The sequence below is a fragment of the Methanothermobacter sp. CaT2 genome (assembly GCF_000828575.1).
GTDB lineage: Archaea > Methanobacteriota > Methanobacteria > Methanobacteriales > Methanothermobacteraceae > Methanothermobacter.
Window position 1 is genome coordinate 1,368,106 of the sequence record NZ_AP011952.1, and the last position, 25,640, is coordinate 1,393,745.

At 52.0% G+C, this 25,640-nt stretch carries 21 protein-coding genes, 1 tRNA gene and 1 pseudogene; 15 read left to right on the forward strand and 8 right to left on the reverse strand.

Translation table 11 applies throughout. The features are described from left to right. The first annotated feature begins 3 nt into the window (after nt 1-3). The 7 genes from hisH (at nt 4) to MTCT_RS07105 (ending at nt 6,001) form a co-directional block, all read left to right on the forward strand. On the forward strand, nt 4-600 hold the full coding sequence (gene hisH / locus MTCT_RS07075; protein WP_048176042.1) for an imidazole glycerol phosphate synthase subunit HisH: 597 nt from the start codon (nt 4-6) through the stop codon (nt 598-600). Between the two features lie 22 nt (nt 601-622). Beyond that, nucleotides 623-1,981: an AIR synthase-related protein gene (locus MTCT_RS07080; protein ID WP_048176043.1), complete on the forward strand. Its 1,359-nt coding sequence runs from the start codon at nt 623-625 to the stop codon at nt 1,979-1,981. Nucleotides 1,982-2,015: 34 nt separating this feature from the next. Continuing rightward, on the forward strand, nt 2,016-2,399 hold the full coding sequence (locus tag MTCT_RS07085) for a hypothetical protein (RefSeq protein ID WP_048176045.1): 384 nt from the start codon (nt 2,016-2,018) through the stop codon (nt 2,397-2,399). 71 nt (nt 2,400-2,470) lie between these two features. Next, nucleotides 2,471-2,542, forward strand: a tRNA-Arg gene (locus MTCT_RS07090). A 215-nt stretch (nt 2,543-2,757) separates the two neighbouring features. After that, complete coding sequence (gene ftsA, locus MTCT_RS07095) at nt 2,758-4,119, forward strand: coenzyme F390 synthetase (protein ID WP_084126285.1); 1,362 nt, start codon at nt 2,758-2,760, stop codon at nt 4,117-4,119. A gap of 153 nt (nt 4,120-4,272) precedes the next feature. Further along, nucleotides 4,273-5,520 carry a tRNA pseudouridine(13) synthase TruD gene (truD, locus tag MTCT_RS07100; protein WP_048176048.1) on the forward strand — a complete coding sequence of 416 codons (1,248 nt, stop codon included), beginning with the start codon at nt 4,273-4,275 and terminating at the stop codon, nt 5,518-5,520. 85 nt (nt 5,521-5,605) lie between these two features. Next, nucleotides 5,606-6,001 carry a DUF126 domain-containing protein gene (locus tag MTCT_RS07105; protein WP_048176049.1) on the forward strand — a complete coding sequence of 132 codons (396 nt, stop codon included), beginning with the start codon at nt 5,606-5,608 and terminating at the stop codon, nt 5,999-6,001. Here the strand turns inward: MTCT_RS07105 and MTCT_RS07110 are convergent. Continuing rightward, on the reverse strand, nt 5,998-6,345 hold the full coding sequence (locus MTCT_RS07110; protein ID WP_115892650.1) for a DUF5518 domain-containing protein: 348 nt from the start codon (nt 6,343-6,345) through the stop codon (nt 5,998-6,000). The genes MTCT_RS07105 and MTCT_RS07110 overlap by 4 nt on opposite strands. A 152-nt stretch (nt 6,346-6,497) precedes the next feature. Between MTCT_RS07110 and MTCT_RS07115 the strand changes: the two genes are divergently transcribed. Continuing rightward, the gene (locus MTCT_RS07115) at nt 6,498-7,049 is read left to right on the forward strand and encodes a hypothetical protein (protein WP_048176050.1); all 552 of its coding nucleotides are present in this window, start codon (nt 6,498-6,500) and stop codon (nt 7,047-7,049) included. Nucleotides 7,050-7,194: 145 nt separating this feature from the next. Here MTCT_RS07115 and MTCT_RS09525 read toward each other — a convergent pair. Further along, a pseudogene (locus tag MTCT_RS09525) lies at nt 7,195-7,359 on the reverse strand (class III signal peptide-containing protein); the annotation flags it as partial. 95 nt (nt 7,360-7,454) lie between these two features. Between MTCT_RS09525 and MTCT_RS07125 the strand changes: the two are divergent. The 3 genes from MTCT_RS07125 to MTCT_RS07130 are packed head-to-tail and all read left to right on the forward strand — an operon-like array spanning nt 7,455 to nt 11,081. Then, complete coding sequence (locus MTCT_RS07125; RefSeq protein WP_231855280.1) at nt 7,455-8,666, forward strand: amidohydrolase family protein; 1,212 nt, start codon at nt 7,455-7,457, stop codon at nt 8,664-8,666. 43 nt (nt 8,667-8,709) lie between these two features. Continuing rightward, nucleotides 8,710-9,321, forward strand: coding sequence for a heavy-metal-associated domain-containing protein (locus tag MTCT_RS09605; RefSeq protein ID WP_369798261.1), 612 nt, complete (start codon nt 8,710-8,712; stop codon nt 9,319-9,321). A 17-nt stretch (nt 9,322-9,338) separates the two neighbouring features. Next, entirely contained in the window at nt 9,339-11,081 is a 1,743-nt protein-coding gene (locus tag MTCT_RS07130) for a copper-translocating P-type ATPase (protein WP_369798262.1), read from the forward strand. 24 nt (nt 11,082-11,105) lie between these two features. Here the strand turns inward: MTCT_RS07130 and polC are convergent, their stop codons facing one another. After that, on the reverse strand, nt 11,106-14,381 hold the full coding sequence (polC, locus tag MTCT_RS07135) for a DNA polymerase II large subunit (RefSeq protein ID WP_048176670.1): 3,276 nt from the start codon (nt 14,379-14,381) through the stop codon (nt 11,106-11,108). Between the two features lie 148 nt (nt 14,382-14,529). Here polC and MTCT_RS07140 point away from each other — a divergent pair, with 148 nt between their 5' ends. From MTCT_RS07140 to nrdD, 4 genes are all read left to right on the forward strand, one after another. After that, complete coding sequence (locus tag MTCT_RS07140) at nt 14,530-14,688, forward strand: preprotein translocase subunit Sec61beta (RefSeq protein WP_013294958.1); 159 nt, start codon at nt 14,530-14,532, stop codon at nt 14,686-14,688. Nucleotides 14,689-14,703: 15 nt separating this feature from the next. Continuing rightward, entirely contained in the window at nt 14,704-16,053 is a 1,350-nt protein-coding gene (gene purB / locus MTCT_RS07145; RefSeq protein ID WP_048176052.1) for an adenylosuccinate lyase, read from the forward strand. A gap of 94 nt (nt 16,054-16,147) precedes the next feature. After that, nucleotides 16,148-17,050 carry a hypothetical protein gene (locus MTCT_RS07150; RefSeq protein WP_048176054.1) on the forward strand — a complete coding sequence of 301 codons (903 nt, stop codon included), beginning with the start codon at nt 16,148-16,150 and terminating at the stop codon, nt 17,048-17,050. Between the two features lie 280 nt (nt 17,051-17,330). Next, nucleotides 17,331-19,616: an anaerobic ribonucleoside-triphosphate reductase gene (gene nrdD, locus MTCT_RS07155; RefSeq protein ID WP_173402650.1), complete on the forward strand. Its 2,286-nt coding sequence runs from the start codon at nt 17,331-17,333 to the stop codon at nt 19,614-19,616. Between the two features lie 251 nt (nt 19,617-19,867). Here the strand turns inward: nrdD and MTCT_RS07160 are convergent, their stop codons facing one another. The 5 genes from MTCT_RS07160 to MTCT_RS07180 all read right to left on the reverse strand — a co-directional run bounded on the left by MTCT_RS07160 (nt 19,868) and on the right by MTCT_RS07180 (nt 25,613). Continuing rightward, entirely contained in the window at nt 19,868-20,965 is a 1,098-nt protein-coding gene (locus MTCT_RS07160) for a hypothetical protein (RefSeq protein WP_052457411.1), read from the reverse strand. A 4-nt stretch (nt 20,966-20,969) separates the two neighbouring features. Next, nucleotides 20,970-21,479, reverse strand: a complete 510-nt coding sequence (locus MTCT_RS07165) for a UGSC family (seleno)protein (RefSeq protein ID WP_048176055.1) — start codon at nt 21,477-21,479, stop codon at nt 20,970-20,972. Nucleotide 21,480: 1 nt separating this feature from the next. Beyond that, the gene (gene lysS, locus MTCT_RS07170) at nt 21,481-23,055 is read right to left on the reverse strand and encodes a lysine--tRNA ligase (protein WP_048176057.1); all 1,575 of its coding nucleotides are present in this window, start codon (nt 23,053-23,055) and stop codon (nt 21,481-21,483) included. Nucleotides 23,056-23,152: 97 nt separating this feature from the next. Then, entirely contained in the window at nt 23,153-24,454 is a 1,302-nt protein-coding gene (thiC, locus tag MTCT_RS07175; RefSeq protein WP_048176058.1) for a phosphomethylpyrimidine synthase, read from the reverse strand. Nucleotides 24,455-24,683: 229 nt separating this feature from the next. Beyond that, nucleotides 24,684-25,613: a carbohydrate kinase family protein gene (locus tag MTCT_RS07180; RefSeq protein ID WP_048176060.1), complete on the reverse strand. Its 930-nt coding sequence runs from the start codon at nt 25,611-25,613 to the stop codon at nt 24,684-24,686. Nucleotides 25,614-25,640: the final 27 nt, after the last annotated feature.

A 25,640-nucleotide genomic window follows, 5' to 3' on the forward strand; every position in this document is an offset into this window, starting at 1 on the left:
GTCTTGATAGCCATCATAGACTATGGAAGCGGAAACCTCAGGAGCATAGCCAATGCATTCAGGAGGATAGGGGCAGATGCCCGTGTGACATCCGATCCACAGATCCTTGCAGCCGCTGACGCACTCGTACTCCCGGGTGTCGGTGCCTTCGGAAGTGCGATGGCCAAACTCGAGGACCTGAGGGAAACCCTTCTGGGGAACATAAGGGACGGGAAACCCTTCCTGGGGATATGCCTAGGGCTTCAGGTACTTCTTTCAGAGAGCCAGGAATCTCCCGGTGTCCAGGGCCTTGACCTTATACCTGGAAGGGTAATAAGGATACCCCCTGGCAATAAGGTGCCCCATATGGGCTGGAACCAGCTGGTAATTGTGAAGGATTCACAGCTCCTTGAGGGTGCTGAGGATGAGTACTTCTACTTCGTCCACTCCTACTATGCTGAACCCTCCACCGATGTGGTCGTTGCAAGGACAGATTATGGGGTTGAGATGACAGCGGCCATCGAATCTGATAACATCCATGCAACCCAGTTCCACCCTGAAAAGAGCGGGGAAGCCGGACTGGATGTTCTAAGGAACTTTGTAGAGATAATCAGGGCATGAAAGATCAGTGAGAGGTTGGATAATGGATATAGAGGGATTTGTAAGGCGAAACATGGATTCCATGGATGAGGAGTCACTCAGGAACGCACTGGCTGACCTTATACTGGAATTCAAGGATACAGACAGGGAAACATCCATCCGGATGGCGGACGCGGTTATCTATGAGGTTAAGAATACCCTTAAAACCGGCGGACTGGACGACGGCCTCAGGACCATAATATCATACCCCCCTGCAGGGGTTGGAATGGGTGAGATGGGGGTCGGGTCCCGGGGTGAGGGCGACTTTTTTGTCCACAGGAAGATCGCAGATATCGTTTCAAGCACAGGGACACGTTCATTCATAAATCCTGAGGCACAGGATGATGGTGGCGTCGTAAGGACTGAAACAGGAAGTGGGGACGTATACATAACAACCGCAGTGGATGGGATACACTCACGCCTAAGCGAATACCCCTTCCTCGGGGGCTTCCATGTCACCAGGGCAGCCCTGAGGGATGTGTGTGTGATGGGTTCAAGGCCCGTGGCCCTCATAAGCGACCTCCACCTTGCAGATGATGGTGACGTCGGTAAACTATTTGACTTCACTGCAGGGGTTGCAGCAGTATCAGAACTCGTTGACGTCCCGGTGGTCGCCGGGAGCACCCTGAGGGTCGGGGGTGACATGGTCCTTGGTGACAGGCTTGTCAGCGCAGTCGGGGCCATAGGCTTTTCAGAGACACCACCAACAGCCAGGAAGCGTGCAGAGCCCGGAGACGTCATACTCCTAACAGAGGGGTCAGGAGGCGGGACAATAACCACAACCGCCATATACCATGGACTCTTCGATGTTGTATGGGAGACTCTTGACGTGAATTTCATAAGGGCCTCCGAGGCCATAATGGATTCAGGGCTCCTGGGCGATGTCCATGCAATGACAGACGTTACAAATGGCGGTCTGAGGGGAGATGCACATGAGATATCCTCAACAGCCGGGGTTGGACTGGAATTCGATGCCGATGCGGTCATGTCCATGATAAACCCCAGTGTCCTGGCGATGCTGCAGGACCTTGAAATTGACCCCCTCGGCGTCTCCATAGATTCGCTCATGATAATAGCCCCCGAGGACGTGGCCCCTGATGTTATGGACACCATAAGGGGTGCAGGCGTTGATGTTGCAGAAATAGGAAGGGTAACTGACTCAGGGGTCCCGGTTCTCCTGAGGGACGGTTCAGAGGAGGAACTCAGGCCACTCTTCCGTGAGGCAGCATACACCCAGATAAAGAAGATGGTGGGTGATAAAACACCCCAGGACTTTGAGGAGATGAAGAGGAAGGTTGAGGATGCTGCAAGGCGTGCCATAGAGAAGAAGGACATGGTGGTCCGGATGATCTCCAGGGAGTAGATCTAAGAGAGTACAGCCTTCTTGAAGGGATATCATGGATGATGGGGGCTACATATCCACAACCGACGCGGTTCTTGCACTCACAGTGGTCTTCATAGTAACGGCATCCGTCATCAACACGGACCCCCCGCTGGTCACCCCTGAATCTCCGAAAGCAGGGGATGTCCTTGATGCCATGGCGTCCTATCCATCAGGTGAAAGCATACTGGATGGCCTTGCAGAGTCTCCTGACCCAACCATGGCATCGGATTTCCTCAACAGGACCCTTGAGGGGATGGACTACAATCTCACAGCTGACAGGGGGACCGGTGAGGTTACCGTTGCATCCCGTGGTTCAATGGAGGATGCAGAAGACATAGACGTGGCTGTGAGGTCGCGGGGAAACGTCACCTTCAGACTCTATCTATGGAAACCCTGATGCAAGACTTAAATACCTGCATGGAAAATTATTAATATAGGATGGTATAAACTACCCTTCACTCTCATTTTGCCCTGATAGTGTAGCGGATATCACGTAGGACTGCGGATCCTATTACCCGGGTTCAAGTCCCGGTCAGGGCACTCACCTTCACATTAAAATCCACTGATTCTATTTAAAGGGCGAAACCATCAAGTAACTGCGTCCGTCCCAGTGTACCGTCTGATCTGGAATCAGCGCTGGAAGCGGAACCTGAAGCGGACCGTCAGCAAATCTCTTCTCATTCTTGCTCTGATCATGTCGGGATGGAGATCATCAGCAAATCTTTATTTCATGGACGACAAACTAATGTCTGGAGATGGTGGTTGTTATGGGGACCTACTTCAATCCTGAAATAGAGACCATGGAACGTGGCGAATTGGACGCCCTTGTAGAGGAGAGGATAAGGTACACAGTTAACTATGCATATGAAAACTCTCCATTCTACAGCAAATGGTTCAGGAAGAACAATATCAGGCCCTCAGATATAAAGAGTCATGAGGACCTCAGGGAGCTCCCTATAATAAGCGGTGAAACAGTAAGGAAAAACCAGCCACCTGAAAAGGACAGATTTGAATTTAAATGCGCCCCCTGGGAGGAGATCTACACCATCCATGAGACCAGCGGCACCAGCGGAAGACCAAAGTCCTTCTTCCTCACATGGGGGGACTGGCAGAGGTACGCAGAGAAGTATGCGAGGTCCTTTGTATCCCAGGGATTTGAAACAGGTGACCGGGTCGTCGTATGCGCATCCTACGGCATGAACGTCGGGGCCAACACGATGACACTGGCAGCACAGAAGATAGGAATGACAATAATACCTGAGGGCAAATGCACATTTCCTGTGAGGATAATGGAGAACTACCAGCCAACAGGGATAGTTGCAAACGTATTCAAACTGCTGAGGCTCGCAAGGCGAATGAAGGAGCAGGGAATTGATCCCAGGGAGTCAAGCATAAAGAGGCTGGTGGTCGGTGGTGAAAGCTTTGCGCCGGAATCAAGGGCATACGTCGAGGAACTGTGGGGAGTTGATGTCTACAACACCTATGGGAGCACCGAGGGGACCATGTGTGGGGAATGCCACATCAAGGAGGGACTCCACGTCCCCGAGGACCTCGTACACCTGGATGTCTATGACCCCAACCTCAGGGACTTCGTTGATGATGGGGAATGCGGCAGGATAGTCCTGACAACCCTGCTACCCGTTGGTGAGAGGACCGGCACACTCCTGCTCAACTATGACACCGAGGACACAACCGTGGTCATATCAAGGGACACGTGCAGGTGTGGAAGGACCCACATGAGGATAATGAACCCTGAAAGGGAGGCAGAGACCTTCTGGATCTCCGGTCATCCATTCAACCGTGTTGACGTTGAGGCAGCGGTTTTCCAGAGGGAGAACATGGATTACCTCACAGGAGAATATGAGGCCTTCCTCTACGGGGACGAGGATGAGGGCACAGTGACCATGAGGGTCTCCCTTGAATGTGAGGATCCAGGAAACTGCGCCAAGGAGATAATCCAGGAGAACTTTATAGGAGCCTTCTTCAAATATAAGAGGGACCTGCATGATGCCTACCTTGAGGGAACATTTGAGATAATATTCAACTTCGTAGGGCCAGGCGAACTCGAATTTTATAAGGTTAAGGGCAGGCCCAAGCGTATAGTGGATAGGAGATAGTCCAGCTAAGGTTGGGATGTAGGGCAGACATCATCATGGACGGATAGTTTCAGGGAACTGGGCCTTCCTTCAGTGGATAGCGAATTATATAATTAAAATGGTGCTGAATGCAGAAACATTATCGACTGAGTACATAAATTCTGGAGTAAAACGATGCTGAATGCAGAAACCTATGTCACATCAACAGAGGGGACCGGTGGAAGAATAAGGGTGCATAACAGGGACTTTGAGGTGGAGGAGATCCCCCTCACAGAGCCCAGTGGCAGCGGCCCCAACACATGGATATGGATAGAGAAGGAGGGCAGGACAACCCTAGACGTCCTCCTCGACATTGCAAGGGAACTCCACCTTGACAGGAGAAGGATGGGATTCGCTGGCATGAAGGATAAGAGGGCCGTCACCAGACAGTGGATATGTGTGAGCAACACAGCACCCTCAGAGGTTAAGGCCATAGAGGAAAGGATAAGAAACGTTAAATTCCTCAGGGTCACAGCAAATGAGAAGAAACTCCGGATGGGTCAGCTGCTGGGCAACCGTTTCAGGATCCGGATAAGGGACACCGAAATCGATGAACCCCTGGAGACAGCCAAGGCCACCCTCCAGGAACTTGAGGCTAAGGGTGTCCCGAATTACTATGGCTGGCAGCGCTTTGGGAGTCCAAGGGCAAACACGCACCTTGTTGGACGGGCACTTGTCCATGGCGATGTAAAGGGCGCGGTTGACAGCTACATAGGTAACCCCCTTGAGGGGGAATCAGAGATTGTTTCAGAGGCCAGGAGGGCCTATGACAGGGGCGACCTTGAGGAGGCATATGAGCTCATGCCATCATCAATGAGGTATGAGAGGATGATGCTGAGACCGATGCTCAGGGATCTACGTAGGGGTGAGTTCTCAGACGAATCATACGTGAGGGCCATCCATGCACTTCCGAAGCCCCTGAAGAGGATGTTCGTCCACGCCTACCAGTCATACCTCTTCAACCGGGCAGTAAGTGAGAGGGTGGCCCTCGGCATAAACACCCACATCCCCGGCGATATAGTCATTGATAATGACCAGCACATAATACATGACGCTGATCAAGATGAACTGGAGGAGCTGATCCTCAACTTCGAGGCCCATCCGACAGCACCATTATATGGCAGCAAGGTCCCCCTTGCCAGTGGAAGGCCCGGTGAGATTGAGAGGAGGATACTTGAGGATGAGGGAGTGTCCCTTGAGGACTTCAACTCAATAAAGGTCCCCAAACTGGGAAGCCATGGCATGAGGAGGGCGATACGCTTCAGGATATGGGACGTGGATGCCCATGAGAGCCAGGAGGGCCTTACAGTTGAATTCTCAATACCCAGGGGGTGCTATGCAACCTCTGTTTTAAGGGAGATCATGAAAAAGGATGTTGTCTAGGTCTTCAGACATGCAGGTGGGTCCATGGATTTTACTGAATATCCGTGACCACTTACTGAATGATTAAAGGTATGGAGATGATCCGGTGGAAGTTGACTGCAGAGTTATATCACGTGGAAAGGGAAGAGGTCCAGTTCTGGTATCAACTGAACCATTGAGCTTTCTCGGAGGAGTTGATCCCGGCACGGGGAGGGTTATTGACCAGAAACACCCCCTCCATGGCAGGAGCATGAAGGGGAAGGTTCTCCTCATACCCGGCGGTAAGGGCTCCACGGTGGGGTCCTATGTCATATTTCAGATGGCAAAGAACGAAACAGCTCCGGCCGCCATAATATGCCTGAACGCGGAGCCAATAATCGCAACCGGGGCCATAATGGCCGGCATACCCATGGTGGACAGACCCTCGGAGGACCTCCTCGGTCTTCTGGAGGATTCAATGGAGGTTGAGGTGGATGCTGAGGAGGGAAAAATAAGGTTCTAGTCCCTGAAGGACCCCAGTATGCTGCCGGCGCTCCCACCAAGGAATCCAAGGCTCATATCACCTGCAAGGGCGTATATAAGTATTGAGAGGATCGGCATATTCATGATACCAGTTTTGATGTAGACCATGAGGATGTTTATGATGCCAACGGCGGCCCCCATGATAACCCCATTCACCGCACCGTTGAGATAATCCTTATCTGCGATGTAACCGCAGGCCACAGAGGCCAGGAGAATTGAAAGCACGCCCATCAATGAGGGGATCAGTAATCTGAGGAGGGGTCCAAGGATGACTGTAAGGATGATACCAGAAACAACTGCCTTCCAGTTAACTTCAATTTCCATCATCGATCACCATGAATAATAATTTATGATGGATATATAATGTTATGGTCGGATTGGTAATGATGCCCCAGATAAAAGTAAGAACTTGCTGGACCAGAGATTCATTCATGGGATAATTCGAACGGTTTTTGGGTGCTAAGGAGTTGCATTTCATGGTTATTGATGATTTTAATGATTATAAGCTCTCATTTTTTGATGATAAATGGGTACCGGTTTTTCTGATCGTCTGGTTAACGGTGTTCCTCCTTTCCCATCCTGACATGAACTTTAAGCTCCTGGCGGGACTGATCTTTTCCGCCATAATAATCGTCTATAAACCGGAGGGATTCCTTGATGGCCATAAAAGGAGGATCTTCATCTTAACAGTCATAATGTATCCCCCCGCTGAATTTGCACTGAAGCTACTGGCTGCCTCAGGGCCCCTTGCAGTGAACATGGCCGAGCACTTTACTGCGGGTCTTGTGGTGGCAATTTATCTTTCAACACTCCTCCATGGCGCACTCAAAAAACGGAGCCAGTGGGAGAGGTTCATGTTCACGGTATCGGCTGCAGTCCTCTTCTGTCTCTTATATGAAATCACAGGGTTTTTAATCTACTATGAGCCATCTGCTGCCCTGTACTCAGACACAATGAGGGACCTCTCAATGAACATGGCCGGCGCGGTCATGGTAGCTGCACTCATCTCCGATGAGGGGAAAATCTAGAATATAGGTTTTCATGTTCCTGGATGGGGCCAGCAGTTCAAGCTGCTCACGGGAACGATGGGGGTATCGGTTCTGGCTCCGGGCCAGGGCCGGAGGTGTTATTTGTCGGGGGGTTCTCAGAGGCACTTCCACTATCGGTACTGCAGCGTACCTCCCCGGTGTCCTGGGCAGAGTTTAGTCTGCTCCTCTGGAAGTAGGACCTGTAGATTATCAGTGCGAGTATTGCAATGACCACCATGGCTCCGAAGAGGAGTATGTATTCTGAGGATGACTGACCGGATTCATCCAGTAAAAATGATTCAGAAAACATGTAGATCAGCCCCTAAATCTATATAGGTTCCGTTGTATATATATTTTCCTTACAGAATTGAAGGTGACCATAAGGGTATTTTCAGGGGTTTTTCCATGAGATTTGCAGTGAAGGGTGAAGTTCTGGACATCCATTCAGGGGAGCATGAAAGGAGGTACGTGCTTGTTGATAGGGGGAGGATAACCGCCATTGAGAGTAGTGTCACAGGTGTTGAGGTTATTGATGCCTCTGATAAGTTCATTCTCCCCGGCTTCATTGACCTGCACACCCATCTAATGGAAGATGGGTTCAGGACAGAGAGCAAACTTGAGGATCCACTCTCACTCTACTTCTACAGGGCCCTTGAGAACATGAGGGCAACCCTCCAGGCAGGTGTTACAACGGTAAGGGACGCTGGCCTTGCAGACCTCGGTGTTAAGATGGCCTCCGACAGCCACATCATCCAGGCGCCCAGGATGCAGATAAGCGTCACGCCCCTATCAATCACAGGAGGCCACTTCGACTTTCACACAAGATCCGGACTCAACATTGAAAGGAGATACAGGGGGCTACCCTCCGGTATCTGTGATGGGATCCCATCTGTGAGGAAGAGGACGAGGGAGGTCCTGAGGGCAGGGGCGGATGTTGTTAAGGTAATGGCGACTGGTGGAGTCATGAGCAGCACGGACAGACCATCGGACACCCAGTTCACACCGTCAGAACTTGCAGCCATAGTTGAGGAGGCATCATTCAGGGGTAAAAATGTTATGGTCCATGCCCATGGTCTCCAGGGGATAAAGAATTCCATAAAGGCGGGTGTTCATTCAGTTGAACATGGAACATACCTGGATAAAAGGACCGCCAGGTTGATGGCTGAAAGGGGCGTCTACCTGGTACCAACATTCCTGGTAACCCGCCTCAACAACGATAAGGCCCTGAGGGGAGAACTGGCGGAATACAGCCGCAGGGACGCCATTGAGGTGGCAGAAGTCCACAGGGAGAACATGGAGATGGCCTACAATGAGGGCGTGCGGATGGTTATGGGCACAGATTCAGGTGTTGTTGAGCATGGAATGAACCTGCTTGAACTATCCTACCTTACAGAGACCGGCATGGAACCACTGGAAGCCATAAGGGCTGGAACCATACATGCAGCCGAATGCATGGGGTGGGAGGACAGGATAGGTTCAATAGAAAAGGGTAAAATTGCAGATATTGTTGTAACTGAGGTGAATCCGGTGGAGGAGATAGACGAACTCTCCAGGCCCGGGAACGTGCTCCTGGTTGTGAGGGATGGCATAATCTACAGGGATGAGCTGGTCTCTTGATTGGCTGAAGTTCAGGTTGAATCATGGATCTGGTGGAATGTAAATGAAAAGAATAACGATAAGGATAGGCGGGATGGGGTGCGCTGCATGCGCACTGAAGATCGAGGAGGCCCTCAGAAAACTGGATGGAATCCGCGATGCTGCGGTCAACCTGGTTGAGGGAAAGGTTTCAGTTGAGTATGACCCCCGGAGGGTTGATCTCTCCGATATGGAGGGCGCCATTGAGGAAGCCGGCTACACTGTACTCAATGAGAACATAGCCATGGCTGTGGGTGGCATGAGCTGTGCGATGTGTGTACAGAAAATAGAATCCGCCCTGAGGGGACTTGAGGGCGTAAGCAATGCCACAGTCAACCTCGCAGCTGAAAAGGCCTACATCTCCTATAACCCATCCCTGACCTCTGTGGAGGACCTCAAAAGGACGGTGGAGGATCTAGGGTACACCGTGAGCGGTCTGGAGGGTGAAGAGATCAGTGAGGACCTGAAACCAAAAATTAGAAGAATAATAGTGGGTTTCGGAGTGTCAGTCCCCCTGATGGCGATGATGTACCTCGGTCTACAGCCCCCCGGCGGGGGTATATCCATGCTGCTGGTGTCAATCATACCATTCATCTATGTCTCAGGACCGATATTCAGGGGGCCCTCAGATCACTGAGATCCGGGACACTTGACATGGATGTAATGTACTCAATGGGTATAGGAGTGGCCTTCCTGTCAAGCATCCTGGGCACCGCAGGGATTCTACCATCCGATTTCATGTTCTATGACACCGCACTTATGCTGGCATCCTTCCTCACCCTTGGAAGGTACCTGGAGGCAGGTGCCCGGGGTAAAACGTCAGAGGCTGTGAGGAGGCTCATGGAACTCCAGCCAGACACCGCCACGGTCCTCAGGGACGGCAGGGAGGTTGAGGTGAGGATCCACGAGATAGATGTGGGTGATGAGGTAATTGTGAGACCAGGGGACAGGGTACCCGCCGATGGAAAGGTTGTGGAGGGATCCTCCTATGTGGATGAGTCCATGATAACAGGTGAGCCCCTCCCGGCCCTTAAAACACCCGGATCAGAGGTCGTTGCAGGTACAATAAACACTGACGGCATCCTGAGGTTCAGGGTTGAACGCACCGGTGATGAAACCTTCCTTTCAGGTATAATAAAACTCGTTGACGAGGCCCAGGCATCAAAGCCTCCCATACAGAGGATTGCTGACCGGGCAGTATCCTATTTCATACCCGCAGTTCTGCTTGTTGCAGCATCAGCCTTCCTCTTCTGGTACCTTGTTGAGGGTGCAGGGTTACTCCTGTCCATCACGGTTCTCATATCCGTACTTGTGGTGGCCTGTCCATGCGCACTGGGCCTTGCAACACCAACCGCTGTCACAGCGGGTATAGGCAGGGGCGCTGAACTTGGAATACTCATAAAGAAGGGTGAGGCCCTTGAGGTATCCGACAGGATATCGTGCGTGATCTTCGATAAAACAGGCACACTGACACTGGGAAGGCCCAGGGTCACAGACATGGTTGGTGATGTGCTGGGCCTGGCAGCGGCTCTTGAGAGAAAATCCAGGCACCCCATTGCAGCTGCAGTAACTGAGAGGGCCGAGGAGGAGGGGGTTGACGTCCCGGAGGCCGAGGACTTCCGGGCCATACCCGGCATGGGACTTGAGGGAAGGGTGGACTCACACCATGTACTTGCAGGTAACCGGGCCCTCATGGAGAAATACGGCATCCCCCTGGAGCACTGGGACCCTGAAAAATTTGAATCAGATGGGAAGACGGTGGTCATAGTCGCAGTGGATGGCGAGGTGAAGGGGATCATAGCGGTCTCAGATGAGATAAAGCCTGGTTCAGCGCGGGCTGTCAGGGAACTGGAGAGGATGGGAATAGGCACTGCAATGATAACCGGGGACAACAGGAAAACCGCGGAGGCTGTGGCCCGTGAGGTGGGGATAGGGACCGTGATTGCAGAGGTCCTCCCACAGGATAAGGCAACAAGGGTGGCCGAGCTTCGAGAGAGGGGTGAAGGAGTCGCCTTTGTCGGGGACGGTATAAACGATGCCCCCGCACTTGCAGAGGCCGACCTCGGAGTGGCGGTTGGTAGCGGAACAGACATAGCCAGGGAGGCCGGTGAGGTGGTCCTCATGGGAGATGACCCCCTTGATGTTCCAGCGGCCCTCCAGCTGGCAGGGAAGGTCATATCAAGGATCCGGCAGAACATCTTCTGGGCCTTCGCCTACAACGTTGTGCTGATTCCACTGGCTGCCGGAGCCCTTTACCCCCTGGGAATCGTATTCAGACCAGAATACGCGGGTCTGGCAATGGCCCTCAGTTCAGTGACAGTGGTATCCCTCTCACTCACCCTCAGGGGATACACCCCACCTGCAAGAAGGTTGAGGGAGAGGCAGGGAGAAGGTTAATCTCAGGAGCTGGAGCGTAAATCGTTAGAGGAATACGTCGAGTGAGCTCTGTTTTGAGCGGTCACTTTCAAAGAGGGAGTTGACACCGTACTCCAGTATCTCGATGCGCTGCATCAGGTAAGGATCTATGGGGTACCTTGATGCGAGTTCCTTTGATATCTCAAGGTACTTTATGACGGAACCCTTGGAGACGGTGAGCACAAGGTTACCCCCGCATCTGCACTCCCCGCTGAGGGGTATGCGACGGTACTTCCGGTTGCACTTTGTGCACCGGACCTTCTGGCGTGAGAAGGCCCTTATGTTACCCATCATGTCAGGGAGGAAGTGTGACATGAGGACTCCCTCAACAACACTCCGCTGATCAACGGCCCTTATCTTCTCTGCAAGGGTTATCTGTGATTCCACCTTCTCCTTCATGGTCGGTAGCAGCTTGTAGAGGCACACCTTCGGGCCCTCATCTATCCGGGAAGTGTTATGAGAGAACATGAGGCCAGTGTACTGTTCAGGCTTCCCGAGGCGCTTCTCAACGTTGTCTATAACATCAAGCACTTCCGATGGCCTCGGGTGGTCAAAACTCCTTTCATAGACCTCCAGGGGTATCATGTCCATGGCGTCTATGTTGTGGGATTCATCATCGATTTCCTCTGGATCTATCCTGGTGGATAAAACAAGGGGGGCGTCCATGCTGCCACCCCTTGAACTGGGTAGATAGGACTTTGAAAAGTTGAGGAGGGCGTCCAGTAGGAGCATCACCGAGTCCTCATCACTGTCGCAGTTCCTCCTCTTGGCTGAATGGAAGTAGGGGTGGGCGTAGCATGCAGATGCACCTGTAAATCCTATGATTCTTCCAAGGACAGCTGCAGAGGTGTGGGGTGCTAGGCCGGCTATCAGGTGACCCACAAGGTCCTCCCTTGTTTTAACATTGTAGAACCTTTCAAGGTCATAGAACCTCTCGAGGAGGTCATCGACGAAGTTTGCAACCCTCAACAGGTAGTCTGCACAGTCCTCGGAGATGACAACATCCTGGACCCTCAGTTCAAGTATCTGGTCCTCATCCTCAAGTTCATCTCCATAGCAGTCCCTGGTGTAGCCAAGCTCCCTGAGCCTTTCAACACTCACACCCACCTCACGGGGCGTGAAGTGTGTCAGGGGGAGGTCTGTGGAATCATGGCGTATCGTGGCATCCTTGAAGGTGTAAACATCATTTTTGGCCCTCAGTATACCCTTTTCGAGGGGTTCAGGGAATTTTTCGCTGGATATCATACCCTCAACCCCCTTTATTTCATCTAACTTACGCACAGAAACATTTTCAGCCGCCCTTTTCAGAAGGGCCGCCAGGTTGATATTTCTCTTACCTGGCTCTCCTATCACGGTCCTTGAGCCGCAGCTCGGGCAGATGGACTGCATGGAGCTGACCCTGCATGATGGACAGGTGGCACGTCCTATTTCAACGGTAATGGAACCCTTCTTTGCAGCGTCGGGTATGTTACGCCGGCTACCCCCATACTTTCCGATGGGGAAGAGGACATGGGGGGCTGGTCTCATCTTTCTCTCCTTGGTCTTTTCAGGCCGCCCGACACGTGTGCCGATGTAGGTGGGGGCCTTCTTCATTATTCTGACCGGGGAGACCCTGTTCAGTGCCTCCACAGTATCAGATGAATCCTCAAGGGGCTTCCTGAGGGTCTTTATAAGTGCATGGGCGTCATCATACCCTATAACTACCCTGGAATCCTTCACCCTGTGAGGGACCCCAAGGATCTCCAGTATCCTCTTCTCTGGTCTGAGCTCAAGAACTAGTTCATCCTCCAGCTGTGAGGTGTTAAGCCACTCCCTGAGCATGTTGAGTTCCCTGACGGTCACATCATGATAGAAGTAGGTGTAGCGTGGATGCAGGGGTACATCGTATTCCTCTGAAATCCTGAAGGCATCCCCGGCACTCACCTCCAGTTCATTCCAGCGGGTCCTGTAGTATGATAGGTTGAGGGGGTCGTCCCCGGGATATTTAGGGGATGAGAGGATGGTCTGCATCCACCACTCCTCGCACCAGCCCGCCGGCATCAGGACGTGGTTGTTCCTTAAAAATTCACCGAAGGCCACCAGCATATCACCGAGGAAGAGTATCTCCTCAACCTCTGACCTGACCCGGGACGCGGTTTCAGCATCCTCAATCCGTATAACGTCACCGTTCCTGAGTTTGACCACGGGTCCATCTATTGTGTCGACCGGGACCACACAGTTACCCTTACCTGGCCTTTCGATTTTCATCTGGGTCCCGACGGCCAGAAACTGGAGGAGCTCCATTGTGGCAGGGTGCACCCCCATGGCTGCAAGGCCGGTGTTACGGGCCCTCCCGTACCTCAAACGGAAGGCACCCTTCTCTGAGGGGTAGGCAAGGACGGGTCTTCCACCTATTATATCCTCAACGTATTTGCTGTCTGCCTTCACAACAACCTTTTCCTCTCCTTCACCCTTCTTGGGTGCCTTTGAGAACTTTTCAAGCCAGTCCCAGCCCTCAAGTTTCAGCTGCTTGGCATACTTGAGGACCTTGGGTGCCTTCTGTATAACCCCCTCAACCATGGCCAGGAGGGCGCCCCCACGGATGTTGTTTGTTTCAACCCTTTCAAGGTCCCTGTGGGACACCTCCACCTTATCCGTGGGTTCCCCTGTCACCTCAACAGGGATTTTGCTGGCTGCAAGGCGCACCTCATCGGGCTTCGGTGAGTACTGGAGGTTCGTGACCTCTGATTCATAGAGTTCAACCTCCTCAACGTACCTTTCAATCTCCCTCTCTACTGGTTTGTACCTGTCCAGACCCACAGCCAGGCGTATGTAATCTGCTATGAGGACTGAGAGGGCGGCGGCTGTACCCCCTGCGCTCCTGATGGGCCCTGCGAAGTACACTGCCAGGTACCTGGATTTGTCGAAGTTTTCCTTTATCCTGACTTTGGCTATACCCTCAAGGGGCGCTGCAACCACGCCCTCAGTGAGTATTGCAAGGGCGGTCCTCAGGGCCTGATCTGCCAGTTTTTCCCTCTCCTCGGGGTCATCGTCGGGAACAGCCTGGGAGGCTATCTCAGCCGCGATCTGGAATGCAACCTCCTCACGTCCCCTGTCAGCTTCAAGTTCCTTTATTCTCCTGGCTATTCCCTCGGGACCAACAAGCCCCTCAACACGTTCAGCAAGATCCTTGGCAAGCGGTATCTCAGGGGTGGTGCTTACATCAAGCCCCCTGGACCTCGCCTTTCTTGCGATCTCATAGAGGCGTTCTGTCTCCCTTTCAAGCTCATTGAAGTAGTCCATCATGATACATCACACGTAAACCTGAACTCCATTGAATTGTCTTTCAATAATCTGTGGATGTCCTTCAGTTTCAGCTAGTGAAACTTATATTATATGGTATCTGCAGAGATATAATAAGTTTTATACATCAAACTTATGGTGATTTTTCATGGCAAAGAAGGATAAGAAGACACTTCCACCCAGCGGTGCAGGTCTTGTAAGGTACTTTGAAGAGGAGACAAAGGGACCGAAACTCACACCGGAACAGGTAGTTGTGATGAGCATAATACTGGCAGTGTTCTGCCTTGTACTCAGATTTTCGGGATGATCAAGGAGTGTTAAGATGGCCATTCATCCAGTTGAATTCAGGTACGGGACACCCGAAATGAGGGTTATCTGGGAGGCTGAAAATAAGCTCCAGAAGATGCTCGACGTTGAGGCGGCCCTTGCACAGGCAGAGGGCGAACTTGGAATTATACCTGCTGAAGCGGCCTCTGAGATAGTCAGGAAGGCCAGCACAGAATTTGTAACCCTTGAAAGGGTTAATGAGATTGAGAGGGACACAAAGCATGATATAGCATCCCTTGTAAAGGCCCTTGCAGAGCAGTGTGAGGGTGACGCAGGGGAATATGTGCACTTCGGTGCAACATCCAATGACATTGTTGACACATCCAATTCTCTGCTTCTCAGGGACTCAATCTCGGTTCTCAGGGATAAACTCACCAGGGTACTTGAGGTTCTCCTTGATCTGGCGGATGAAAACAGGGACAGGGTCTGCATCGGAAGGACCCATGGACAGCACGCCCTCCCAACCACCTATGGCATGAAATTCGCCATCTGGGCAGATGAGATCCACCGGCAGCTGGAGCGCCTTGATGCGTGCAGTGAAAGGCTCTGTGTCGGGATGATGACAGGGGCCGTCGGGACCACAGCGGCCCTGGGGGAGGAGGGCCTGGAGGTCCATGAGAGGGTCTCAGAGATACTGGGACTCAGACCGGTCCTGATATCCAACCAGGTCGTCCAGAGGGATAACCATGCAGAGTTCATAATGGTCCTTGCCAACATAGCCACAACCCTTGATAAGATAGCCCTCGAGATCAGGAACCTTCAGAGGACAGAGATAATGGAGGTTGGAGAGAAATTTGACCCTGAGAAACAGGTGGGCAGCAGTACCATGCCTCATAAGATGAACCCAATAACTGCAGAGAGGATATGTGGTATTGCGCGTGTTATAAGGTCCTATGTTGTCGCGGCCCTGGAGAACAACCCATTATGGCATGAGAGGGACCTCACAAATTCATCATCCGAACGCATAATCCTTCCTGAGGCATGCATCCTCACGGACTACATACTTAAACTGACACTGGATGTCCTCTGCAACCTCGTCTTCTACCCTGAGAATATTAAGAGGAACCTTGAATTCACAGGAGGCCTGATAATGGCGGAGAGGCTCATGGCTGAGCTAACAAGGAGGGGCATGGGTCGGCAGACAGCATATGCAGCTGTACGCCAGTGTGCCATTGAGGCCAGCAGGACAGGAAGAAGCCTCAGGGATGTGGTCCTTGAGAGATCCGAGATCATGGATTACCTTACAGTGGAGGACCTTGAGGAGATAATGAACCCTGAGACCTACATCGGATCAGCCAGGAGGATGGTTGAGAGGGTCCTTGAGGAATCAGAAAAATGGCTCTGATCGGTCTGGAAGACACATATTCTTCTTAATACCTCAAAAAATCTTCTCATAAATTTTTATATGTCCTGCCACCATAAATTAATATGGTGATAAGATGGATTTAAAAGAAATAAAGTCTGTGAGGGTTGTTCCCTACACAATAATGAACTCCTCCATAGGGGCGATATGGGCATTCATATTCGCTCTCCTGATCCTTATATTCGCTGGGGCAATTTCATCTGCCCTTCCAGCTGAAGTAAGGTCTCTTGGGGGGATAATTACTGGCATATCCGTCGTTGGACTGGTGGTCCTGCCGGTGGGTGTATTTCTGCTCAGCATCGTGGAATCTTTTCTGTGGGCATACATTTACAATGGACTGACACCACGCCTTGGAGGCATCAAGCTTGCTCTGATAGCTATGGAGAAGGTGGAGTCCTTTGACATCGTGAGCACATCACTGATACTCTCCGCGGTGGCAGCGCTTCTGAACTTCATATACCAGCTTTTAGCAGCCCCTCTCCAGTGGATATTCTTCAACACCGTGGCTAACATTGCAAAGACAGTTGAACCATCTGCTGTATCAAGCATGGCTGCGGTTGGATCTGCAACGGCACTCGGGACTGTCATAAACATCGTGTTAACACCGGTAATGACATTCATAGCATCCTTCGTGATAATTGCCATAGGCCTCCTCCTCTACAACTTCCTGGCACCCCGGATAACACCCATAAAACTGAAACTCAGCGAGTTCGGTGAGGGCCTTGTGAGTATAGATGGGATAGAGGCCATACCACTTGGACTCATAACCGGGTCAATCGCCGCGGTCCTTGGTTTAATAGTGGGGCTAATAGCACTGATCATTTTAGCCATTGCAGGAGAGTACACTGCAGGTATCCTCATACTTGTGGCTTTAACAGTCGGCGCATTCATCTGGGCATTCATAGCATATGCAGTCACAGCCCTCTTCTACAATGTACTGGCACCAAGGATAGGTGCAGTTCAGATAAGGCTCGAATAGAGGTTTTATTCCCAATTAATTTTTCTTTCTGCCAAAAACAGACCGGGTGATGCAGAGACCCTTAATTTCCCCCATACGAACAGTCCCCAATATGAATGCCTTATTAAATGAATAATATATAACATACATTTAAACCCTTATAAAGGTGTTACCAGGCAGCCGATGCTTTTCAAGGGGTCACATTTAATATGGATGCTGGACATAAAATTACTTAGACATTAGATTTTATAAGGAGTTATGTGGTGATCCTGTGATTGATGATTCACGTCTTCTGGCTGCAATGCCAACAAAGGCAGAAACATGTGTACTGAAAAATAATGGTGTAAGGGAAAAATTCAGCCATGAAAAGCTTGTAAAATCCCTCCTGAACCTGGGGGCCAGTTTATGGACCTCCGAGAATGTGGCCTCAGAGGTTGCAAGGTCTGTCTACAATGGAATAACCACCAAGGAGATAAAGATCCTGGTCTACGACTCCCTCAGGAAGGTGGATGAGGAACTGGCAGATCGTTACCTTGCAGCCAACAGGCTCAGGGTGAGGACATCAAGGGATAAGATAGAGACCTTTGACCAGAAGAAGATAGAGGACAACCTCATAAGGGAGACTGGCGCCTCAGAGGATGTTGCAAGGGAAATCGCCACCGAGGTCTGGAGGGAGCTCAAGAAACTGAACGTGGAATACCTCACAGCCCCCATGATAAGGGAGGTTGTTAACACAAAGCTCATAGAGCACGGCCTTGAGACCCTCAGGAAGAGGTACACACGTCTCGGGATCCCGGTCTACAACATCACAAACCTCATAGAGAACGGCTCCAGGGACAACGCCAACATGATCCATAACCCTGAAACCGTCCACAAGTACGTGGCTGATGAGGCCCTCAAACAGTACTCACTGCTCCACATACTCCCCTCCAGGCTCGCAGACGCCCACATGTCAGGCGACATACACATCCATGACCTCGAATTCTTCGCTGCACGGCCACTTAACTGCCTGCAGCACGATCTCCGGCTATTCATAAGGCACGGGCTCCGGGTTGATGGTACAGGGGATCACACATCAGTTGCAGGACCACCAAAGCACCTGGAGACCCTAATGAACCATGCAGGGGAGATAATGCTTGCATCCCAGCAGAACATGTCCGGCGGCCAGGCCATGAGCCTCTGGAACGTCTTCGTGGCACCCTTCGCCTCAGGGCTGCCCTATGAGAAGATCAAACAGGCGGTCCAGATGTTCATATTCAACCTCAACATGGCCTACGCTGCAAGGGGAAGTCAGGTACCATTCACAAGCATAAACCTGGAGTTCGGGGTCCCTGAGTTCCTTGAGGACGAACCAGCCTATGGGCCCCGCGGGGAGTATGCTGGTGTATACGGTGACTTCGCTGAGGAGGCAAGGCTGCTCACAAGGGCCTTCACTGAGGTCCTCCTGGAGGGTGATGCCGATGGGAAGCCCCACCTCTTCCCCAACACCATATACTCCCTCCGGAGGGAGACCTTCAGGGGGGAATTCGATGAGGAACTGAGCCTGGTCCATGAACTGGCATCCAAGTACGGGACAGCCTACTTCATAAACATGCTGGCGGATTACAGGGGCAAGATGGCAAACTACATGGGCTGCCGTACGAGCCTTGCAGATAACTGGACAGGTGACTGGGAGAAGGACTGCCTCAGGACAGGAAACCTTGCCTACATAACCCTCAACCTCCCCAGGATAGCCTACCAGTCACGGGATGATGATGAACTATTCGAGTACCTTGATGAGTACATTGACATGGCGGTTGAGGTGCTCAGGATAAGGAGGAGCCAGGCTCAGAGATGCCTGGACGACTACCACCTGCTCCCATTCCTCTCCCAGGAGATAGACGGTGAGAGGTACTACCGTATAGAGAATGCGACAATGAGCTTCGGATTCACGGGACTCAATGAGATGCTCGAGTACCACCTCGGGGCAGGTATACAGAGCCCTGAAGCCAACAGGTTCGGCCTGAGGGTCATAGAGCACATAAATGAACGTGCAGCTGAACTCAAAAAGGAGACAGGATGGCGGTGGAGTGTCCTCCAGACACCTGCGGAGTCCACAGCCCACAGATTCGCAATGCTGGACCATGAGCATTACCCTGAGGAGGCTGTGCTCCAGGGCACCGAGGGGGCATACTACTACACCAACTCCAGCCACACACCTGTGAATGCAGAGGTGGACCTTGTTGAGAAGATAAGGATCGAGGAGAAGTACCACCCATTGACACCTGGCGGGCACATATTCAATGCATGGCTGGGTGAGGCGAAACCTGACCCAGCAGCCCTTGAGGGCCTCACCAGGAGGATCTGCAGGAGGAGTGACATAGGATTCTGGGCGTACAGCAATGCCCTGAGCTTCTGTCTGAGGTGCAAGACCCTCATGAGGGGTCTGCAGGATTCCTGTGCACGTTGCGGCGAGAGGGATGAGGTTGAGTGGTATGACAGGATCACAGGTTACGTACAGCAGGTGGGCCGTGCCAAGTCCTCAAGCGGTGGCTGGAACAGGGGTAAACAGCAGGAACTTCTTGATAGACGAAGAATAGACCTCTGAGTTTAATATGGTTTCAGCCACTAACTGAATCTCTTTTATTTTTGCCGGTATGCCAATAGCTAATTTCTCAGTTGAATGACAGAGAACAAACCAGTGCCTCAATTTTCAATATTAGAAGGTAGCCAGCCGTGACAGAATAAAAAATAGAAGAGAAGCTGATGTTCTTTTTCAAGTGCTTTGGTGTCTATCCTGACCGTGACAGAATAAAAAAATAGGAGAGAAGCTGGAGAACCACTGGGAGGATTCAATCTTCAGGGAAACCTCACAGGAACGGTCTGGGACTCTGATGAGCCACCGAATCCATGTGCTATCATGGTGTGCCTTCCTGCATCGCCTGCCACAACGAGAACAACATCAGCGGGGCTCCTGGTTATATGGACCATGCCATCCACAATGAGACCCTCATCCAGCTTCCTCCCCCCACGGTCAGCCATCTCTGCAGGTACAACAGCTCCCTCATGGATATAGTTTTTAACATCATCCCGTGTCCATCCATGGGATGCAAGTGTCTCTGCATGTTCCGGGCTCATAATCACAAGGAGCTCCCCAGGGACGTGGCTGTTGTTACAGCCGGCGGTGGAAGCTGTATGGATTATGGTGTCAAGGAGGTCCTCGGGTCTCTGGCTACGGTGGTCATTCACGTTATGGGGAGCCTCAACCCCCAGGAGGGTCACCGCACTATCTTCACCTGATAGGCCCCTCTCAACGTGTAAAGGTTCCCAGGGGCTCTCCTCCTCATTCTCTGCAAGGCAGTAGGTGTACTTTGCAGGGGAACCCATGGTGGCATGGTCCCCAACACCGGGCACAGCCCCGGCTATGTTCATGAGGCAGAGCCTCAGTGCACGCCCAAGGCTTGCACCTGGAAGGTTTCCAGGTCCAAGGCACCCTGCCCCTGGATTGAAGTTCAGATCCCTGACCACGGGTCCGTTGACCACCACCGCGACTGATACAGGATGGGTTGTGGCGTTTATACCTGCAAGGTTGAATTCATCCCTTCCGATACCCTCAATGCATGATTCAAGGAGCGGCATCATCTGGGGTATGCAGCCAGCCATGACAGCATTAACAGCCACCTTCTCCACAGTCGCAATCCCCATCCGGGGGGGTAACGTCGCTATGACATCCCCGGGTTTTCTGGCTGTGTATCTGTAGAATTTCTCCACACGTCCCCTTGTGGGGGGTATGATGGGGAGACCATCGGTCATCCTCTTCTCATAGAACTCAAGGCTGACCCTCTCAGGGTCGGGGTCTACCATGACCTTCATATCCTCCTCTGATGAACCGCAGAGCCTGTTATCATCCAGGAGGTCATCTATGAGGCATCCGCAGGATTTGTCAATTTTAACCAAACTATCACCTCAGATGGTCCACTATGGCGGGCATAATCTTCCTGGCCTTCCTGAGGATCTCCTCAGTTTCCAGTCCAGCCACGGGATGTTCTATCTCAACTATCCGGAGGCCCGGCATCCCATGGGCGGCTGCAAGTTTCTCTGCATATTCCCTGAAAGTGTCTGAACAGATGGAGATTGTTGGAACCCCCATGCCCTCCAGACGAATCGCGTCAAGGATCACCCAGGTTGTGCAGGAGCCGCAGTCACCCAGGGCGAGTATGCAGAGGTCCCCCTCCCCGGCCCTGTTTATCTGGTCCTCTGATGCAGGCGCACCGGCGGGTTTCTCAGACCACAGGAACCTTAAACCTTCAAGGGAGGACTCAACAGCCTCAAGTATGGTCCTGGCCCCGGGTTTGGTGTTGTCGAGGAGGGTGACTGTCTTAACATCACCCACCCCGTTGACAGGCATCTCATCCATGCATGTATCTGCCAGAGGGTCCATCACATCCCTTTCAACAATCCTGACCTTCATTTCAGGCCTCCAGTCTTAGCCTCCTTATCACGAAGTCCCTCTCAAGTGAGAGGAGGAATGAAGCCGCCCTTGGCCCCATCTTCTTACCTATGAGGACCCTGTATATTGCCTGGAATGCCTTCTGGGGTTTAAGTCCATGCCTTCGGAGTATGCTGTACATCTCGTCGTGGAGTTCCTCGGCGGTCATCTCCCTGGACTCCATGAGGTCCGCAACGTCCTGAAGGAATTTCAGCTGCGGCTCTGATAATTCAACATCAGGGAGCTCCTCCCGAACCTGGAACTTGACGAATTCAGGAGCATAGAGTCTCAACCAGTTTTTAACGTTCTCTATACGCTCATTCAGCTGTTCGAGCTGTTTATCTGTGAGCTGATCCAGTTCAAGGTCCATTAACTCCTCTGGAAGCTGTGAGTTTCTCCTGAGGATATCATAGAGCCTTTCAGGGTCATCACCCGCGATCTGGCAGGCAACCGTCATGAAGCGGTAGGAGGGCCGGAGGGGTAGATCGAATTCCTCTATCATTGAAACCCTGTAGATGTTCCTGAGCTTCTGCTCCTCCTTCTCTGATGCAGCATCCTCCATCCCATAGTAGATCCTCTCTGTCCGGTCGAACTGGTCCATCAGGTCAAGGAAGGGCATGTCCGGGTTGAAATCCTTGTGCTTCATGGGCTTGCTCCTGAATATGAAGTAGTTGAGGCTCTCAGGAGGTCCTATCTCAAGCCACTGGCCCGGTGTGAAGAAGACACCCCTTGACTTGGACATGGCCTCACCCCGGAGGGTTATCCACTCGTAGGGAACAGGGTAGGGTGCAGGATAGTCAAATATCTCCTCGGATATGATGCTGCTGACGTCATAGGAACCGCCACTTGCTGCATGGTCCTTACCGAAGGGTTCACAGGTGACGCCGAGGATCTTCCACCTTGCAGCCCACTCAACTCTCCAGGTGAGTTTACCGAGCCCCGATTTTATATCCATCTCCCCATCGAAGCCGCATTCGCACCGGTACCAGACGGTATCCCCACTAAAGTCATAGGCCTCCGTCGTGTTCACGCGGCCACACTTCTCACAGATCGGGTTGTAGGGTAGCCAGTCATCCCGCAGGGGCCTGTCCCTGAACCTGTTGAATATCTCCCTTATCTCAGGGGCCCTTTCAAGGGATGTTCTTATGTAGTCATTGTAGAGGCCCTCGGTGTACATACGGGCCCCGGAGTAGTGTTCGACGCCTATCCTGAACCTTCCAAGGGCCTCCAGGAAGGGCCTCTGGAAGTGTTCGACGAAGCTCTCACAGCAGCCCTCAGGGCAGGGTATCATGGAGTAGGGCACCCCGAGGTACTTCTCGTAGCTTTCAGGGAGGGGGTAGGGTACCTTTCTGAGGGGGTCGTGGTCGTCGGCTATCCAGACGGTCCTTGATTTGAACCCGTCCTTTTTGAGGGATTTGGCTATGGAGCTTGCTATGAAAACGTCGCAGGAATTACCTATGTGTATTGAGCCGGATATGGATGTTCCGCTGGCAACAACGTGCTCTTCAACATCTCTCTCCTTCAGTTCATCAGCTATCCTTTCAATCCAGTGCTTCAAAGAGATCACCTGTAAAAAACGTGATAGAATCAGTGCAACAAAAAAGTGTGTGAACTTCAAAATATATTAATCTTCTCTAAAAAAAGGAGTGGGTGGTTCAGTCGAAGATCCTTGTATCTGCACTGTCAAGCCACTCGTTAACGATCTTGACCGCGCAGTATTCCCCACACATTGTACAGGTATCAGGGTCCTCAGGGGGCCTCTCATCCCTTATACGCCTGGCTTCAGCAGGGCACATCGCGGCATCGAACTGGGCCTCCCAGTTGAGCTTCTTACGGGCGTTGGCCATTTCGAGGTCCTTCTCCCCGTTGTGGATACCCTTGACCATGTCCCCCACATAGGCACCTATCCTTGTTGCTATGACACCCTCCTTCACATCATCCGGGTATGGGAGGGCAAGGTGCTCCGCCGGTGTGACGTAGCATATGAAGTCTGCACCTGCAGCAGCTGATGCGGCAGCCCCTATGGATGACACTATGTGGTCATAACCGGCCCCTATATCCGTGACTATGGGTCCCAGCATGTAGAATGGGGCTCCCCTGCAGAGTTTCTTCTGGAGTATCACATTGGCCTTTATCTCATTGAGGGGTATGTGGCCCGGGCCCTCAACGATGGTCTGGACACCGGCCTCCCTTGCCCTGTCAATTAGTTCACCGAGTACTATGAGCTCCTGTACCTGGGCCCTGTCGGTTGAGTCTGCGATGGCACCGGCGCGCATGGCGTTGGCCATGGAGAGCACAAAGTCATGTTCCTTTGCAATCTCCAGTATGTAATCGAAGTTCTCATAGAGGGGGTTTTCCAGTCCATTCTCAACCATCCAGGCGGATACAAATGCGCCTCCCCTGCTCACAAGGCCACCCTCACGGCCCTGCCTTTTGAGCCTCCTCAGGGTTTCCCTGTTGACACTGCAGTGGATGGCCATGAAGTCTATACCATCCTTTGCCTGTTTCTCGATGGCCCTGAACATAACGTCCTCGTCCATGTATATGGAGGCTCCCTTTTCCCTTATGGTCTCAATGGCTGCCTGGTAGACAGGTACGCTTCCAACGGGTATGGGTGAGATGTCAAGGATTCTTCTCCTTATCTCATCCAGGTCCCCGCCAACTGAGAGCTCCATGAGGGTGTCTGCCCTGTTTTCAATTGCAATGCGGGCCTTCTCCTCCTCCATATCAAAGTCGACGATGTCTGTGGATGTTCCTATGGTGGCGTTGACCTTGGTCCTCAGACCGGCGCCTATACCGACAGCTGCAACCTCTTCACGGTTAAGGTTGCTTGGGATGGCTATTTTACCACTGGCAACTCCTCTTCTCACAAACTCTGGGGTGACGTTCTCTGCCTCCGCCACCGCTTTCATTTCATCTGTTATAACACCTTTTTTAGCTTCATCCATTTGAGTCATGTAATCACCCTTCTGGTTTGACCCTTAACCCGTGAGGGTATGATCTGGATCAGCGGAAATGAGATATATGGATATCATATTGATTGGTTCCATCCAGTTATAAAAACTACTGTTTCAGTCCCCGTTAATACTCTTAAGGAGTCTTTGATGTCTCCCCTATCGCCGGGACCATGGCTTGCTGCCTGCTACGCCTGGTGTATCATGTTTGTCAGAGTCTGGGTGGGCCCCCTCATATCGGGGGTTCATAGCCCCACTGTGCAGTGAAGCGTTTCACGGCCTTTCCTGTGTCAGGGATGTTTGTCTGGGTACCCTCATCCTCGACTATGAATGATGCAACTGCAGATGCGAACCGCCCACAGGTTTTGAGGTCCGCGCCCCGGAGGTAGGCCCTCATGAAGCCTGCCCGGTAGGAGTCCCCGGCCCCTGTGGGGTCAACCGCCTCCCGGGGTATTGCGTCTATCTTTATCACATCATCGGAGTATATGATGCTCCCCTCTTTCCCGTAGGTCTTAACCACCACCCCCGGTCCCATCTCCCGGAGTCCATGGATATCCACCGACAGTTTGCTGCATATGCGATCTATTTCATGGTGGTTCCCAAATAGTATGTCGCATACACCAACGGCCCTTTCAAGCTGGCTGCGGGAGTACATGTGGAGGTCCTGCCCCGGGTCAAAGCTTATTATCTTACCGAGGGACCTTGCAAATTCACCGCACCTGCAGTTGAAGGATGGGTCACCGGTTGCAAGGTGCACTGCACGGGCAGATTTTATGGCATCCTCAGGTGTCTCGGCGTCTTTGAAGTACCTTGCAGCGCCCCAGTAGAAGTAGCTTATCTGGTTGTGATCAGAATCGGTCATCACAAAGGCTGTTGGGGTGCTTTCATCCGCCACCAGGATCATGGATTCAATATCTATACCACTTGACTCCAGGAGCTCCCTGTACTCTGAACCCTCAAAGTCGCCTCCAACCGCGGATACAAGGGATGTTCTAAGACCAAGCCTTGATCCCACCAGGGCGACATTTGCGGCTGCTCCCCCATGAAGGTTCCTCATGCGTTTTATGGCTGTTGATGTGTTTGGTTCTGGAAATTCATCCAGATGTATTATGTAATCGAAGGCGGTATGTCCAACAGCAAGAAGGTCTCTGTCTTCACTCATATGATCACCTGAAAAATATGGGGTTAA

Excerpts from the sequence above, each read along its gene's own strand:
- MTCT_RS07080 (WP_048176043.1), top strand. The coding sequence starts at position 623 with ATGGATATAGAGGGATTTGTAAGGCGAAACATGGATTCCATGGATGAG.
- MTCT_RS09605 (WP_369798261.1), top strand. The coding sequence starts at position 8,710 with ATGAAAAGAATAACGATAAGGATAGGCGGGATGGGGTGCGCTGCATGC.
- truD (WP_048176048.1), top strand. The coding sequence starts at position 4,273 with ATGCTGAATGCAGAAACCTATGTCACATCAACAGAGGGGACCGGTGGA.
- thiC (WP_048176058.1), bottom strand. The coding sequence starts at position 24,454 with ATGACTCAAATGGATGAAGCTAAAAAAGGTGTTATAACAGATGAAATG.
- MTCT_RS07130 (WP_369798262.1), top strand. The coding sequence starts at position 9,339 with ATGGATGTAATGTACTCAATGGGTATAGGAGTGGCCTTCCTGTCAAGC.
- MTCT_RS07085 (WP_048176045.1), top strand. The coding sequence starts at position 2,016 with ATGGATGATGGGGGCTACATATCCACAACCGACGCGGTTCTTGCACTC.
- MTCT_RS07180 (WP_048176060.1), bottom strand. The coding sequence starts at position 25,613 with ATGAGTGAAGACAGAGACCTTCTTGCTGTTGGACATACCGCCTTCGAT.
- ftsA (WP_084126285.1), top strand. The coding sequence starts at position 2,758 with ATGGTGGTTGTTATGGGGACCTACTTCAATCCTGAAATAGAGACCATG.
- MTCT_RS07125 (WP_231855280.1), top strand. The coding sequence starts at position 7,455 with ATGAGATTTGCAGTGAAGGGTGAAGTTCTGGACATCCATTCAGGGGAG.
- MTCT_RS07150 (WP_048176054.1), top strand. The coding sequence starts at position 16,148 with ATGGATTTAAAAGAAATAAAGTCTGTGAGGGTTGTTCCCTACACAATA.
- MTCT_RS07165 (WP_048176055.1), bottom strand. The coding sequence starts at position 21,479 with ATGAAGGTCAGGATTGTTGAAAGGGATGTGATGGACCCTCTGGCAGAT.
- polC (WP_048176670.1), bottom strand. The coding sequence starts at position 14,381 with ATGGACTACTTCAATGAGCTTGAAAGGGAGACAGAACGCCTCTATGAG.
- MTCT_RS07115 (WP_048176050.1), top strand. The coding sequence starts at position 6,498 with ATGGTTATTGATGATTTTAATGATTATAAGCTCTCATTTTTTGATGAT.
- MTCT_RS07140 (WP_013294958.1), top strand. The coding sequence starts at position 14,530 with ATGGCAAAGAAGGATAAGAAGACACTTCCACCCAGCGGTGCAGGTCTT.
- purB (WP_048176052.1), top strand. The coding sequence starts at position 14,704 with ATGGCCATTCATCCAGTTGAATTCAGGTACGGGACACCCGAAATGAGG.
- nrdD (WP_173402650.1), top strand. The coding sequence starts at position 17,331 with ATGCCAACAAAGGCAGAAACATGTGTACTGAAAAATAATGGTGTAAGG.
- MTCT_RS07110 (WP_115892650.1), bottom strand. The coding sequence starts at position 6,345 with ATGGAAATTGAAGTTAACTGGAAGGCAGTTGTTTCTGGTATCATCCTT.